Consider the following 15,441-nt stretch of genomic DNA (forward strand, 5'->3'; position numbering starts at 1 on the left):
ACATGACAACCATGAAAAAGACAATACTATATATATGCTTGCTCGGAGCGACCCTGGGAATGACCTCCGCCTGCAAAAAAGATGTCCTTAACCAAAACGCTCCCGACAAACTGGATAGCGAAACCTACTGGACCAGTAAAGAAAGAGCACTGTCAGGCCTCGCCGCCGCCTACTCCCAAATAGAAGGTTTCGTATACTGGGACAACTACGTCGAAGCCCGCTCCGTACGCAATTTCTACCGCGAAGATTATGTACAACCCGGCGATGACGCCTACAACTACTCCTGGTGGATGGAACACTATAACTTCAACTTCACCGCAGGCAACTACGCCATCGACCTGCTCTGGAGAGAGAACTACAGAGGTATCTACTACTCCAATCAGGTACTGGAAAAAGTCACCGCCATGCCACCCGCCGCGATCGATGATGCCGCCCGTAAACAGATACTGGCCGAAGCTCATTTCCTCCGCGCCTACTATCACATGAACCTGTTGCTTAACTTCGATCGCATCATCATCCGCGAAAAAGTACCTGCCAGCGAAACAGACATACCCAAACAACTGTCCGCCCGCAAAGAATCCTGGGACTTTATCTGCAACGACCTTAAACAGGCAGAACAAACCTTACCGCTCAGAAGCGCACGCCCGGCAACAGAACTGGGCCGCGCAACAAAAGGCGCCGCCCAGGCATTCCTGGGTAAAATATACCTCTACCGCGCAGGAGAAGAAAAAGCAAGCGCACACACACACTACACCGATGCCGCCACCTGGCTGGGTAAAGTATACGCCTCAGGCGAATATAAACTCACAGAAAACTTTATGAACATGTTCAATGGCCTGGGTAGAAATACAACCGAGTCCATATTCGAACTGCAACAAACCGCCGATGTCAACAACGGCGCCTCCTACTCCTCCTATCTGAACGACTGGATGGCCGCCAGCGAAATGGGTGGATATGGCGAAATATATGGCACCGGAAGACTGCTGAAAGAAATGCAGCAGGAGGGAAGAGTAGCCACCGATGGCAACTATGACCATCGCATTTACGCCACCATATTATTCAACGATCCCTACTTCAACGATCCGGCCACACGAAGAGCATATGGCTATACCTACCATGATATTTTCGGAGAAAACGCCACCACCGTCGCCTTCCGCAAATGGATACCAGATTCCTTAAACCGCCTGGGAAGAGACAATGCCATCAACGTCCCCCTCGTAAGATTAGCCGACGTAATGCTCATGCTGGCAGAGTCCTATAACGAACTGGGCAAACCTGGCGAAGCCATGGACCTCGTCAATCGTGTAAGAGCCCGCGCCGCCATGCCGCCATTACAAAGCAACGACAAACAGATCGTCTTCCGCTACATCATGCACGAAAGGGTCATGGAACTCACCCTCGAAGGCTGCCGGTTCTATGACCTCCGCAGATGGGGCCTGCTACCCGCAAAGATGCAGGAAGCTGGCAGAACATTCAGCCCGGACAAAGCATTCTACCCGCTCCCGCTGAAAGAAACAGTCAACAATCCAATGGCACACTAGGTTTTATCGCAGCTATAAAAATGGAACAGTGAGTATGATCAGTTTAATCCACCTCCCGTTAGCAGCCGTTCTAAAAACGGCTGCTAACGCCTTTGCCGCCAAGAAGTACCTGCAGCTGATGATCTGCATCGCCTGCTACTGCTGGCCAATGACCGCCCTCGCACAACAACCCGATTGGGAAAACCCGCGTCATACCTCCCAGGGAACACTTCCGCCTCGGGCTCATTTCATTCCTTTCGCCTCCCGCGAAACAGCCCTCCGGCAAACACTTCCAAGCCCATGGGTACAATCCCTCGATGGTAAATGGAAGTTTAATATCGTCAGCAACCCGTCCTTACGCCCCACCGGCTTCCAGCTGCCATCCTTCAATGATGCCGCCTGGAAAGAGATAAACGTACCGGCCAACTGGCAGACAGCGGGCTTCGATAGCTACATCTTCACCGATGTCGAATATCCCTTCCCGCCAAATCCACCCAAAGTGCCCGCCGCCTTCAACCCGGTAGGTTCCTACCGCCGCTCCTTTCAGGTACCCGCACATTGGAAGAACAAACAGGTATGGATACAGCTCGGCGCCGTCAACTCCTTCTTCTATATCTGGATCAATGGCCAATACCTGGGATTCAGCAAAGACAGCAAAACACCAGCAACATTCAATATCACACCCTTTCTCCGGAAAGGTAATAACGTACTGGCGTTGCAGGTATTCCGATTCAACGATGGCTCCTACCTCGAAGGACAGGACATGTGGAAACTAAGCGGCATCGAACGTTCTGTATACCTCCTCGCAAGACCGCCCGCCTGCGTGTACGACTTCTTCGCGCAACCTTCCCTCGTCAATAACTATCGCGATGGCCGCCTGCAACTGCAGCTAACATTAAATCAACAACCAGGTAGCACCGCCGCCGGCCAGCAACTAGAAGTACAACTGCTGGATAAAAACAAAGTACTGCTGTCCCGCCAATGGCTGCCAGCAAAGGATACCGTCTGGAACATGGATGCCGTCATCCCCAACATCAGCGCCTGGAGCGCAGAACATCCCAACCTATATACTTTACTCATCACTCATAAAGACAAACAAGGAAAAGTACTGGAAACGATCGCTCACCAACTGGGCTTTCGCAACGTAGAGATCAAAAATGGTCTTTTCCTGGTAAATGGCGCCCCCATCAAGTTAAAGGGCGTCAACAGGCATGAACACGACATGTACAACGCCAGGGTCATCACAAAAGAAGAGATGATCCGCGACATCCGGACCATGAAAGAATATAATATCAATGCCGTCCGGAACAGCCACTATCCTTGCAATGAAGAATGGTACGAACTCTGCGACCGCTATGGCATCTATGTCTTAGATGAAGCCAATATAGAATGTGATGGCATGTCCTTGCATCCCATGAAGACCTTGTCAGATAATCCCGATTGGGAAGCCGCTTACCTCCATCGTACCCGCCGCATGGTACAGCGCGATAAAAATTATACCTGCATCGTCACCTGGTCATTGGGAAATGAAAGCGCTTTCGGCAACAACTTTAAAACAACCTATAACTACATAAAATCAGTCGATCCCACCAGGCCCGTACAATACGAAGGGGGAGGGGATAACGCATGGACAGATATCTACTGCCCCATGTATAAACCGGTCAACGTACTGAAACGATACGTACAGCAACAGCAGCAAAAGCCGCTCATACTTTGTGAATACGCCCATATGATGGGCAACAGCGGTGGCAACTTGCTCGACGATTGGGAACTGATCTATCAGCATCCGCAACTACAGGGTGGCTTCATATGGGACTTCGCCGATCAGACCTTCAAACGTAAAGACGAACAGGGCCGCGATATCTGGGCCTATGGCGGTGATATGGGTACCGTAGGCGCTACCAGCGATACCAGCTTCTGCGCCGATGGCTTGCTCGCCGCCGACCGGTCCCCGCATCCCCAGGCCTTCGAAGTCAGGAAAGTATATCAATACATACGGATCACCCCCGTAGACAGCTCCATGCAGCAATGGCGTATACAGAACCACTACGACTTTACTAACCTGTCCGCCTATACTTTACGCTGGTCCCTCCGGGCCGATGGTAGGCATATCACCGCCGCCAATATGCCGCCCATCCAACTCCGGCCAGGCACAGATACCGTAGTGACAATACCACTGCCTCCCATACATCCGCAACCAGGAGTGGAATATTTCCTGCATTGGCAGGCTTCCACCAACGCTGCCGCACCGCTGTTACCCAAAGGTTGGGTAGCCGCCACAGAACAATATCGTTTGCCTGCCTACCAACCTATTCGTCTGCAACGACTCAACACCGCTATGCTGTCCACATTGCGGGTACAGGATACGGCGGACGAACTTCGCATCGGCAATGATCATTTTACCGCTGCCTTCAGTAAGACCCGGGGCTGGCTGCATCAGCTTGTAGCAAATGGCACCGCTCTTATGGCAAGTCCACTCATGCCACATTTCTGGCGGGCAGCCACCGACAACGATATTGGCAACAGTATGCAGATACGCGCCGCCGTATGGCAACATGCCGCAGATAGTGCCGTATTGCAGGCGATCACCGCTTCCATACAGGATAGCTTCCGCATAACAATAAGTACCCGCCACTTCCTGCCCACCGTAAAAGTGCAATACAATACCTCCTATCGCATACTGGCCAACGGAGATATCAACGTCAGCGTCGACTTCCTCCCGGCAGATACCACCATGCCCGAACTACCGCGTATCGGTATGCGCATGTCCGTGCTCCCGGCATACGACAACGTAAGCTGGCTGGGAAGAGGGCCCTTCGATAATTATGCCGATCGGCACTTCGCAGCAGAGGTAGCTGTCTATTCCGCAAAAGCAGATGCCCTCTTTCATCCCTACCCAAGAGCACAGGAAAGCGGCTATCGCACCGGCATCCGCTGGGTAGCACTGCAAGCCGCCAACAAAAGCGGCTGGATCATGACCAGCGACTCCCTCATGAATACCGGTATACTGCATTTCAACCAACAACGGCTCGACTTCGATCGCTCCCGTAACAAACATGGTGGATCAATGACCAATGAACCGCTCATCACCTGGAACATCGATTACCGGCAATCAGGCGTGGGTGGCGACAACAGCTGGGGCGCCAAAGCACACCCGCAATATCGCATCCCCTGCCGCAACTATCACTACTCATTCCTCCTGAGACCATTACCCGCTGGCGCCAACGCCGGCACACTGGCAAAAGAACGATGCGAATAATTACAAGATACTTGACCGCCCTCATAGGCATAGGCTGCCTGCACGCGCAGGCCCAGCAACCAGATAGGCAAAAGTTCCCGGATGTACTCGATATCCGACACCAGGTAAAAGATACCAATAACACCGTTGCTGGTTTTTTCGCCGACCAGGGCGCCTGGCACGCCTACGCACTGCCAGCTCGTGAAGAAGATAATGGAGCCTTCGTCGGCCCCCTCATCATGGACATGCAGGGGCGCTGGCTGGGCCATAACACCGCCCGCTTGCGCATATTCGAAAACGAGAGAGAATTGCCCATGTCCGCCATCACCGTGCATTATTACCCGGGAATACTCGTACAGACCTGGCAACTGCCGGGCCTGCAGGTAAACATGCAACTGCTGTATAGCAATAAAAACACAGCCGTCATACAAGCGACGATAAAGAATACAGCCAAACAATCGCGCACCCTCGACCTGCAATGGTCGGCCAACGTACTGCTGGCTACCAGCTACAGCCGCCCGGCCGGCGACCTGCTCCTGCAACTGCAAAAAGGTGGCCATCAGCTGCGCATCCGGTACGATACCCCTACCTGGCAAATCACCACTGCCAAAGAAGGATACAGTGCCACAAAAAAGATCTCCCTACCACCGGGCAACACCAGCCGCATCACACAAAGCCAATCCTATAATGCAGACGCCTTACAGACACCGGAACACCAGCAGATATCGTCATTTACCTCCCTGCTGCGTGCCAACCAACAACGCTGGAACAACTACCTCCAAAAAGGACTCAAAGGCGTCGCTCCGGCACAACAACGGCTGGGTACTAAATGTATCGTCACCTTGCTCACTAACTGGCGCAGCGCTACCAAAGGATTACATCACGACGGCGTATTCCCCTCCGCCAGCTACCAGGGCTTCTATGGCTTCTGGGCATGGGATAGCTGGAAACAGGCAGTCGCACTCACCCGCTTCCACCCACAGCTGGCAAAAGATAATATCCGCGCCATGTTCGACTTCCAGGATACCGCCGGTATGGTACCCGATTGCATCTACACCGACACGACAGAGAACAACTGGCGGGATACCAAACCGCCGCTGGCAGCCTGGGCCGTCAATGCCGTATTCCGCAGCACGCACGATACCGCATTCGTAAAAGAAATGTACCCGCTGCTGGAAAAATACCACCACTGGTGGTACGCCAACCGCGACCATGACCGCGATAGCCTCTGCGAATTCGGCGCCACTGATGGCACCCGCATCGCCGCCGCCTGGGAAAGCGGCATGGACAACGCCGTACGTTTCGATAACGCCCGCATGCTGCAAAATGGCCCCCACGCCTGGTCCCTCGACCAGGCCTCCGTCGACTTGAATGTATACCTCTACGCCGAAAAGAATTACCTGGCCACATTAGCCGCCGTCCTCAAACAACCGGCACAACATTGGCACACACAGGCAGCACAACTGAAACAACACATCGATCGCCGCTTCTATGACACAGAGACAGGCTTCTACTACGATCGCCGCCTGCCGGGCGACTCCCTCGTCAAAGTGCTGGGCGCCGAAGGATGGCTACCCCTCTGGGCCGGCCTCTCCAGCAAAGACCAGGCACAAAACATCGCCAACATACTACAGCAGCCAACTACCTTCAACACACAAGTACCCCTACCCGTACTGTCTGCCGCTCACCCGGCTTTCGATCCACGCCGCGGATACTGGAGAGGCCCCGTATGGCTCGACCAGTTCTACTTCGCTGTCAATGGACTACAACGCTATCAACTACACGCTATAGCCGATACCTTCCTGCATAAACTCTGGACCAACGCCGAAGGCATGCAGGACAGCCGGCCATTGTACGAAAACTATCATCCCCTCACCGGAAAAGGACTCAATGCCATCCACTTCAGCTGGTCAGCAGCCCACGTACTGCTCATGCTGGATAAAACAAGCGTAGAATAGATCATGATGAATACACAACTGACAACCGCACAACTGGATAACTTACTCCATATACACTATGGATTGCAGGCAAGCATCACGCCGCTGGAAGGATACGATGAACAAAACTATCTCTTACAGACCGCCGATGGTAATCGCTATATATGTAAACTGGCCGGCATCCGGCACAACCTGTACTTCCTCGATGCACAGGTCCGCATATTGCAACACCTGGCCCAGTCCCCGGTTAGCAATGGATTTCAACGGGTATTACTCAACCGTAACGGCGATGGCCTCACCGTCATCACCACCGGCCCCGAAGTACTGTACATGCGCGTACTTACCTATCTCGAAGGAGATACCTGGGTCACCGCCGCTTCAGCAGATACCTCCCTGCTACAAAGCCTGGGCGCTTTCCTCGGCCGCATGGACCATGCATTGCGCCTATTCTCCCATCCGGCCGCACATCGGGATATCACCTGGGACCTCGCCAACACCGCCATCGCATCACAACACCTCGAACATATACACGATCCGGAACGCCGCCGCCTCGCCGCCTACTTCCTCCTCCAATTTGAAACAGAAGTACTGCCCGTACTGCCTCACCTGCGTAAAGCCATATTGCACAACGATGCCAATGACTACAACGTACTGGTGAAACATAACAGGGTAACAGGCCTCATCGACTTCGGAGATATGGTCTACTCACAACTGATCAACAACCTCGCTATCGCCTGCACCTACGCAATGCTCCACCAGCACGACCCCCTCGCAGCAGCGGTAGCAGTAATACAGGGATATCACGAGACATACTCGCTGCAACTACAGGAGATACAGGTACTCTACTATCTGATCGCCGCTCGTCTATGCATCAGCGTCACCAACTCCGCACGCCTGTCCGCTGCCGGCAGCACCAACACCTTCCACTTCGTAACCGAAAATGCCGCCTGGAACCTCCTCCACCGCCTGATAAAGATCAACCCGGTAGCTGCAGAAAACGCATTCCGCCTCGCCGCAGGTTTCCCACCCTGCATCACCATAAATGAAGCACATACCGCCTTGCTGCAAACACGCAAGACACATGTCGGCCGTAACCTCAGCATCAGCTATCGCCAGCCACTTAAAATATGGAAAGGCGCACTGCAATACCTGTACGATGACCAGGGCCGTACCTTCGTCGACTGCGTCAACAACGTCAGCCATGTCGGCCACTGCCACCCGACAGTCGTAAAGGCAATCGCACAACAAGCCGCCCGCCTCAACACCAACACCCGATACCTGCACGATCACCTCGTCGAATATGCCCGCATGCTCACAGATACCTTGCCCGAACCACTACAGGTATGCTACTTCACCAACTCCGGCAGCGAAGCCAACGACCTCGCCATCCGCATGAGCCGCCACTTTACCAAACAACGCGACGTCATCGTACTCGATCATGCCTACCATGGCACCTCCACCGTCGCCATGGAACTCAGCCCCTACAAATTCGATGGCAAAGGAGGCTTCGGCAAACCCCCGCATACACACAAAGCGTTGAATCCCGACCTCTATCGCGGACCATATCGGTATGATGATACACAGGCGGGCGCCAAATACGCCGCCGATGTACAACATATCATCACACAACTGCAGGCCAATGGTAAAGCTCCTGCCGCCTATATCTGCGAAACATTATTGGGGGTCGGCGGACAAATACCCTTGCCGCCGGGTTATCTACAGGAAGTATATCGATACGTACGCGCAGCAGGTGGCGTATGTATCGCCGATGAAGTACAGGTTGGTTTCGGTAGGGTAGGAGCGTGCACATGGGGCTTCGAACTGCAACAGGTTACACCCGATATCGTCGTACTGGGTAAACCGATCGGCAACGGCCACCCACTGGCAGCCGTTATCACCACACAGGAAATAGCCGATGCCTTCAACAATGGCATGGAATATTTCAATACCTTCGGCGGTAATCCCGTCTCCATGGCCTGCGGCAAAGCTGTCCTGAAAGTCATGCAGGAAGAACAACTGCAACAGTCCGCCAAAACTACCGGCGACCACTTCCTGCAGGGACTCCGCCAACTAATGGACAAACATCCCATCATCGGCGACGTACGTGGCCATGGCCTCTTCATCGGCGCCGAACTGGTACGCGACCGCATCACCCTCGAACCAGCCGTACCGGAGATCGACGACATCGTCGAACAAATGAAAGAACGTGGCTTCCTCCTCAGCACCGATGGACCACTCCACAACGTGCTCAAAATAAAACCACCATTGGTATTCAATAAAGAAAACGCCGACGATTTCCTCTTTCACCTGGATAACATCCTGCAAACAACACCGATCAAAAAGTAAACACATGACACACCATACACTCGATCAGGTCCTGCATGGCCTAATGCGCCGATACCAGGAGCGCGTGCCCGACGTAACCGCCATCACCAACGCCATGATCCATAAAGGCATCATCGCCGAAGCCGCCGACATAGAAAATGATCATATCGCATTCCGCACCATGGGTGTTCCACACCTGGGAATCAGATCACTGGAAAAAATATTCCTGCATTACGGCTACACGAAAAAAGAACACTACCATTTTAATGCAAAGAAACTGGATGCCTGGTGGTACGCACCGCCCGCACCACATTACCCCCGCATCTTCATCAGCGAACTGCGCGTAGCAGATCTCTCCACAGCAGCTCAACATCGCATCCATCAATTCACCGGCCAGGTGACCGCCAATCCGGTAGATATGCTGGACCTGGACAATGCAGCCGCAGTAGAGGAATTCCTGCATAGCAGTCAATGGTCGCTGCCGTCTCTGGAAGACTACCAGGCCCTGTTGGAAGAAAGCGAATACGCCGCCTGGGTCATCTACAACCGGTACTATCTCAATCATTTCACCATCAGCGTACACCACCTCCCTCCGGGATATAACACCGTAGCAGACTTCAACCAGTTCCTGCTGCAACAGGGCTTTACACTCAATACAGCCGGCGGCACCATCAAAACCAGCCCCGACGGACTACTGCTCCAAAGCAGTACCGTCGCCGGTATGATTACCGCCACCTTCGCCAACGGAGCCACCTCACCCATCGCTGGCTCCTACGTAGAATTCGCAGAACGTCGCATACTGCCAGCCTTCATACACCTGCCGCCGGCACAGCTCAAACGCGAACATCGCCGCGAAGGCTTCGAAGCAGGTAACGCCGACCGCATATTCGAAAGCACCTATCGCGAACAGACCAACAAAGTATAACACTGTCCAACACCCTATACCTATGAAAAAAGGATGGCATATAGCCATCCTTTACTTTTAATATAAAAAGCTGGTAGGAATTATTTCGCCGTAACCGCTTTCCGCACCGCCGGTGCCACTTGAGTACCCAGCAATTCTATCGTCTTCATCAGGTCCTGGTGAGAAGGAGCACCCACATCCACATGCATCACAAACCGCGTCAGCCCAAACATCTCCTGGTGATACAGTATCTTGTCGATCACCTCGTTAGGCTCACCGATCAGCAATGCACCCTCCCGGCCACGACCACTTTCAAATTGCTGCCGGGAATAAGGAGGCCACCCCCTGTCCCTGCCTATCCGGTCCATCTGCCGCTCATAATGAGGAAAATAACGATCCGCCAACGCACGCCCGTCTTCACCTACCAACCCATGCGAATGAGTCGCCAACCGCATCTTCGACGGATCATGGCCGGCATTCAGATATTCCTCTTTATACAATTCAAAAAAGGGCTGGAACTGCCGGGGCATACCGCCGATAATAGCGATTACCAAAGGCAACCCTAACCGGGCCGCCCGTACCACCGACTCCGGCGTACCGCCTACCGCTATCCAGATATCAAGGTGGTTGTCCACCGCACGTGGCAACACCTGCTGCTGCTCCAACGCCGCCCGGTGTTTACCCTGCCAACTGATCACCTCGTTGTCGTTGATAGCCAGCAATAACTGCAGCTTCTCGGCAAACAATGAATTGTAATCCCGCAGATCATAACCAAACAAAGGAAACGACTCCGTAAAACTACCCCGGCCCGCCGTCAACTCCGCCCGCCCATTGGATAAAAGATCCACCGTAGCAAAATTTTGATATGTCCGCACCGGGTCCGTAGAACTTAATACCGTCACCGCACTGGCCAGCTTGATACGTTTAGTAACAGTCGCCGCCGCCGCCAGGATAATCTCCGGACTCGATACCGAAAAATCCGGCCGGTGATGCTCCCCAATACCAAACACATCCAACCCTACCTCATCCGCCAGCTTGATCTCCGCTATCATTTCCTGCAGCCTTGTCTGAGGCGACTGAAACGTACGCGTTGCCGCATCGTACCCTAAGTCGCCAAACATACTTACACCTATTTCCATAACTGATTAATTATTGTTGATAATATAAGTTGCAACATCTATTCGTGCCACAAACATAGGCTTTTTATTCCAGTTAAAAGACATACCTCGCGTCCACCGCTCCTGTATCATTCCCATAACATTCGTATATCCCAGGTATACCTCGCGTCCACCGCTCCAATAGTCGGGGCCGCTATTTTCTGCACACATCTTTTGACGATTCTCTGACACATAGTTAAAATGTCAATACATACCATATTGAATGGCCTTGTTTTTCCGGATATCGAAAATCTTTTTCCCGATCTGATCTCCCTAACAATTATATACTTGTCAACTTGCGCGCCAGATCAGAAAAATAATATTGTCATGCTAAGAACAATGATACAACTGGTGACCGTGCTTTTGCTGTTGGTAACCACAACCTATGCGCAACAGAACACAGGAATGATCAAAGGAACCATCATTACCAGCGATGGAGAGCCTGGTGCCCATGTCAGCATCCAGATCAAAGAAGTCAATAGAGGAACAGTCGCCAATGAAAAAGGAGAGTATAACTTCCGTAAGGTAGCCCCCGGCTCTTACAAACTACAGGTATCCCTCATGGGCTACGAACCGGTAGAACAACGGGTCAATGTAGAAGCAGGTAATACTGCCGTAATAAATATCAAACTGAAAGTATCCAACACTCAGCTGAACGAAGTAACCATAGAAGGCGTACAGAACCGCCTGAAAAAAGAAAGTGACTACGTAGCCCGCCTGCCGATCAAAAACCTGGAAAATCCGCAGGTATACAACGTAGTAAGTAAAGAACTCATGAAAGAGCAGATGATCACCACCGTTGATGACGCACTGAAAAATGCACCGGGTGTAAACCGCCTCTGGTCATCTACCGGCCGTCCCGGAGATGGCGCTGGTTATTTCTCTATGCGCGGCTTCAGCGTGCAACCTTCCATGGTCAACGGTATCGCTGGCATCTCCAATGGCAACATGGACCCGGCCAATATCGAACGCATCGAAACGATAAAAGGCCCCTCCGGTACGCTGTTTGGTAGTAGCCTTATCTCCTTCGGCGGATTGATCAACATCGTCACCAAAAAACCATACGATGTATTCGGCGGAGAACTTACCTACACCGGTGGTACCTACGGCCTTAACCGTCTCACCGCAGATATCAATACGCCGCTGACAAAAGATAAGTCAGTACTCCTCCGTACCAACGCCGCCTATCACTACGAAGGCAGCTTCCAGGACGCAGGCTTCAAACGCTCCTTCTTCGTCGCACCCAGCCTCTTCTATAAAGTGAACGATCGCCTCACATTCAATGTCAACGCAGAACTGTACAACGGAGAAAGCACTAACACACTCATGGTATTCCTCAACCGGGCACGTCCGCTGATCGCTAAAACACCGGCAGAACTGGGCATCGACTTCAACCGCTCCTTCACCGGCAACGATATCACCTACAAAACACCTACCGTCAACATCATGGGGCAGGCTCACTATAAACTGTCCGACAAATGGACTTCCCAGACTATCGTATCCAGCAGCAACCGTAGCAGCCGCGGATATTACTCCTACGTCATGTTCCTGGATGCCGGCAGCACGCCCCCCCGTACACCCAATGATAGCATCCTGAGCCGCTTCGCCTACCACCAGCAGTCCACTACCATCGCTACTGATATCCAGCAGAACTTCATCGGCGACTTTAAGATCGGCTCCCTCCGTAACAGGGTAGTAGCAGGTATCGACTTCCTCAGCATAAAAACAGATAATAACAACGCTCCCTACCTGCTGTTCGACTCCCTCAACGCAACCAATAAACTCGATCCGCGTTACGGACAACTCAACAGACAGGCAGTAGACGCTAAACTGGCAGCTATGAAAGGCGGAGGCGCCTGGAATACCGCTACCACGTATACTTACAGCGCCTACGTATCCGATGTACTGAATGTAACCGATTGGCTCATCGCCATGGCCAGTGTAAGAGTAGATCACTTCGATAACAAAGGCACCGTAGATCGCACAAAAGATACCAAGACCGGCAACTACAGCCAGACTTCCGTATCACCTAAATTCGGCCTGATCGTACAGCCCCTGAAAGACAGGCTGAGCATCTTCGCCAACTATATGAACGGCTTCCGTAACCTGGCGCCCGTAAATCCTCCAATCCCGGAATTAGCCCTCACTATCAAACCGCAACAGGCTAACCAGATAGAGGCCGGCGTAAAATACGAATCCGCTAACCGTAAACTGAACCTGACTGCCAGCTATTACAACATCCTGGTCACCAACATGACCCGCTCCGCATCTGCTATCATCAACGGCGTAAGCTACAACTACACCGTGCAGGATGGTTCCCAACGCAGCAAGGGCGTAGAATTGGATCTGAATGCCAACCCCCTGCCTGGTCTTAATATCATCGCAGGATACGGCTATAACGATAGCAAAATGGTCAAATCAGCGCCTAACGTAGAGGGCAGAAGGCCTACCACCGCCGGCCCCGAACACCTGGCCAACTTCTGGGCGAGCTATACCATCCCTAGTGGCCCGGCTAATGGCCTCGGCCTCGGTTTCGGTGGTAACTACGCCAGCGAAAACATCATCACCAACGACAAAGCTACCGGCCTGTTCACCCTCCCGGCTTACACTATACTGAATGCCAGCATCTTCTACAATGCAAGAGCATATCGCCTGGCATTGAAACTCGACAACATCGCCAACAAAGAATATTTCGGCGGCTGGACCACCGTAGAAAAACAAATGCCTCGCCGCCTCTCCGCCAGCGTAGCATTCAAATTCTGATCACTTTAATGATAGGATATAATAGTACCACAGGGGGCGCCAAACCGGCAGCCCCTTTTTCTTTCTGCCACTCTCCACCATCCGCCACTCTCCACCACCCGCCACTCTCCACCATCCGCCACTCTCCGCCACCCGCCACTCTCCACCATCCGCCACTCTCCGCCACCCGCCACTCTCCGCCACCCGCCACTCTCCGCCACCCGCCACTCTCCGCCACCCGCCACTCTCCGCCACCCGCCACTCTCCGCCACCCGCCACTCTCCACCACCCGCCACTCTCCGCCACCCGCCACTCTCCACCACCCACCACCCACCACTTTCCGCCACCCGCCACTCTCCACCACCCGCCACTCTCCACCACCCGCCCGCTATATCCACCCTTTTTCCGTAACTTTATCCTAACAATACCCCCTTAATGGATAGGTTAATAAGCAAACAGAACTATTTTAAGTTCTTTTTAACATTAATAGGTAGGGGGTTTGCGGTAATAACGCGTTATATAACTGTACAGCAACAACGAATTATCCATAAATCATTCTTTATGCGCAGCTTTAACACAATAGGGTTACTCTCTTTTCTGCTGCTCCTGGGGCTGCAGAGCTTCGGCCAACAGTTCGCACAGGCAGGTACAGAAGACATACAAAATCCACGCTATGCAGAGAGTCAGGCCAGGTACATGAAAATGTCAGATTCCCTTACCCGTACCCTCAGCGTCACATCACAAGAAACCTATAAAGCCTATGATTGGTACGAAGCTAAATTAGAACGCAGACAACAACGCCGCGAATGGAGGCACCTCGAACGAATGAACCGCCCCCGCTACAGCTCCTGGGACTATACCAACCGCTTCTGGAACTGGGGCATGAGACCTTCTGTAGGATTCCGTACCGGCAACTGGTGGTTCCAGTGGTAATAATATTTTCACGTACACAATTACTTACATTCTAATCTAAAAAATAGGAAATGCGATTTACATCGAAATGGCTGCCCTTCATCGCAGCAGCAGGCATAGTATTGCTCTCAGCTTCCTGCTCCAGAACAGTTACACGCGTAGATACCAATGAACAGATCGACGTAAGCGGCGGCTGGAACAACACCGACTCCCGTATGGTAGCCGACGAAATGACCAGCACCATCCTCAACGACAACTGGCTCAGTGATTATCTCGCCAACCACCAGGGCAAAAAACCCACCGTTATCGTAGGTATGGTACAAAACAAAAGCCACGAACACATCGAAGCAGAGACTTTTATCAAAGATGTAGAACGCTCCTTCCTGCAAAGACAAAAAGTAAGACTGGTACAAGGTGGCAAGAAAAGAGAAGAACTGCGTGGCGAAAGAGCCGATCAGCAAACTAACGCTACCACCGCTACGATGAAGAAATTCGGTATGGAAAATGGCGCTGACTACATCCTCCAGGGCTCCATCAACTCCATCGTCGATGCACACAAAAAGAAGAAAGTAGTATATTATCAGGTCAACCTCGAACTGACCGACATCCAGTCCAACGAAGTAGTTTGGATAGGCGATAAAAAGATCGCTAAATACGTGAAGAACTAAGCATCGCCAACAGGCCGATTAAAAGAATAAGCAGTAGT

Annotated in this window: 11 protein-coding genes; 8 read left to right on the forward strand and 3 right to left on the reverse strand. The window is 52.4% G+C overall.

Annotated features, from left to right (window positions below):
• The first annotated feature begins 11 nt into the window (after positions 1 to 11).
• The 5 genes from KTO58_RS06310 to KTO58_RS06330 are packed head-to-tail and all read left to right on the forward strand — an operon-like array spanning position 12 to position 9,945.
• Positions 12 to 1,541 carry a RagB/SusD family nutrient uptake outer membrane protein gene (locus KTO58_RS06310; RefSeq protein ID WP_198315003.1) on the forward strand — a complete coding sequence of 510 codons (1,530 nt, stop codon included), beginning with the start codon at positions 12 to 14 and terminating at the stop codon, positions 1,539 to 1,541.
• A gap of 34 nt (positions 1,542 to 1,575) precedes the next feature.
• Positions 1,576 to 4,779 (forward strand): glycoside hydrolase family 2 TIM barrel-domain containing protein, encoded by a 3,204-nt coding sequence (locus tag KTO58_RS06315; protein ID WP_095840191.1) that lies wholly within the window; start codon positions 1,576 to 1,578, stop codon positions 4,777 to 4,779.
• Positions 4,780 to 4,790: 11 nt separating this feature from the next.
• On the forward strand, positions 4,791 to 6,716 hold the full coding sequence (locus KTO58_RS06320; RefSeq protein ID WP_198315002.1) for an MGH1-like glycoside hydrolase domain-containing protein: 1,926 nt from the start codon (positions 4,791 to 4,793) through the stop codon (positions 6,714 to 6,716).
• A gap of 3 nt (positions 6,717 to 6,719) precedes the next feature.
• Positions 6,720 to 9,041 carry an aminotransferase class III-fold pyridoxal phosphate-dependent enzyme gene (locus tag KTO58_RS06325; protein ID WP_198315001.1) on the forward strand — a complete coding sequence of 774 codons (2,322 nt, stop codon included), beginning with the start codon at positions 6,720 to 6,722 and terminating at the stop codon, positions 9,039 to 9,041.
• 4 nt (positions 9,042 to 9,045) lie between these two features.
• A complete protein-coding gene (locus tag KTO58_RS06330; RefSeq protein ID WP_095840189.1) occupies positions 9,046 to 9,945 on the forward strand; it encodes a DUF1338 domain-containing protein in 900 nt (299 codons plus the stop codon).
• An 80-nt stretch (positions 9,946 to 10,025) separates the two neighbouring features.
• Here the strand turns inward: KTO58_RS06330 and KTO58_RS06335 are convergent, their stop codons facing one another.
• Both KTO58_RS06335 and KTO58_RS06340 read right to left on the reverse strand, forming a co-directional pair.
• Positions 10,026 to 11,063 (reverse strand): LLM class flavin-dependent oxidoreductase, encoded by a 1,038-nt coding sequence (locus KTO58_RS06335; protein WP_095840188.1) that lies wholly within the window; start codon positions 11,061 to 11,063, stop codon positions 10,026 to 10,028.
• A gap of 6 nt (positions 11,064 to 11,069) precedes the next feature.
• Positions 11,070 to 11,273, reverse strand: coding sequence for a hypothetical protein (locus KTO58_RS06340; protein ID WP_157753154.1), 204 nt, complete (start codon positions 11,271 to 11,273; stop codon positions 11,070 to 11,072).
• A 135-nt stretch (positions 11,274 to 11,408) separates the two neighbouring features.
• On the opposite strand from KTO58_RS06340, the gene KTO58_RS06345 reads away from it, so the two are divergent.
• Positions 11,409 to 13,844 carry a TonB-dependent receptor gene (locus KTO58_RS06345; protein ID WP_225860084.1) on the forward strand — a complete coding sequence of 812 codons (2,436 nt, stop codon included), beginning with the start codon at positions 11,409 to 11,411 and terminating at the stop codon, positions 13,842 to 13,844.
• Between the two features lie 5 nt (positions 13,845 to 13,849).
• Here KTO58_RS06345 and KTO58_RS06350 read toward each other — a convergent pair whose 3' ends face one another.
• Positions 13,850 to 14,221, reverse strand: coding sequence for a hypothetical protein (locus KTO58_RS06350; RefSeq protein ID WP_225860085.1), 372 nt, complete (start codon positions 14,219 to 14,221; stop codon positions 13,850 to 13,852).
• A 163-nt stretch (positions 14,222 to 14,384) separates the two neighbouring features.
• On the opposite strand from KTO58_RS06350, the gene KTO58_RS06355 reads away from it, so the two are divergent.
• Complete coding sequence (locus tag KTO58_RS06355) at positions 14,385 to 14,756, forward strand: hypothetical protein (protein ID WP_157753151.1); 372 nt, start codon at positions 14,385 to 14,387, stop codon at positions 14,754 to 14,756.
• Between the two features lie 50 nt (positions 14,757 to 14,806).
• Complete coding sequence (locus KTO58_RS06360; RefSeq protein WP_095840177.1) at positions 14,807 to 15,403, forward strand: penicillin-binding protein activator LpoB; 597 nt, start codon at positions 14,807 to 14,809, stop codon at positions 15,401 to 15,403.
• Positions 15,404 to 15,441: the final 38 nt, after the last annotated feature.

Origin of the sequence: Chitinophaga pendula (assembly GCF_020386615.1) — a bacterium.
GTDB lineage: Bacteria > Bacteroidota > Bacteroidia > Chitinophagales > Chitinophagaceae > Chitinophaga > Chitinophaga pendula.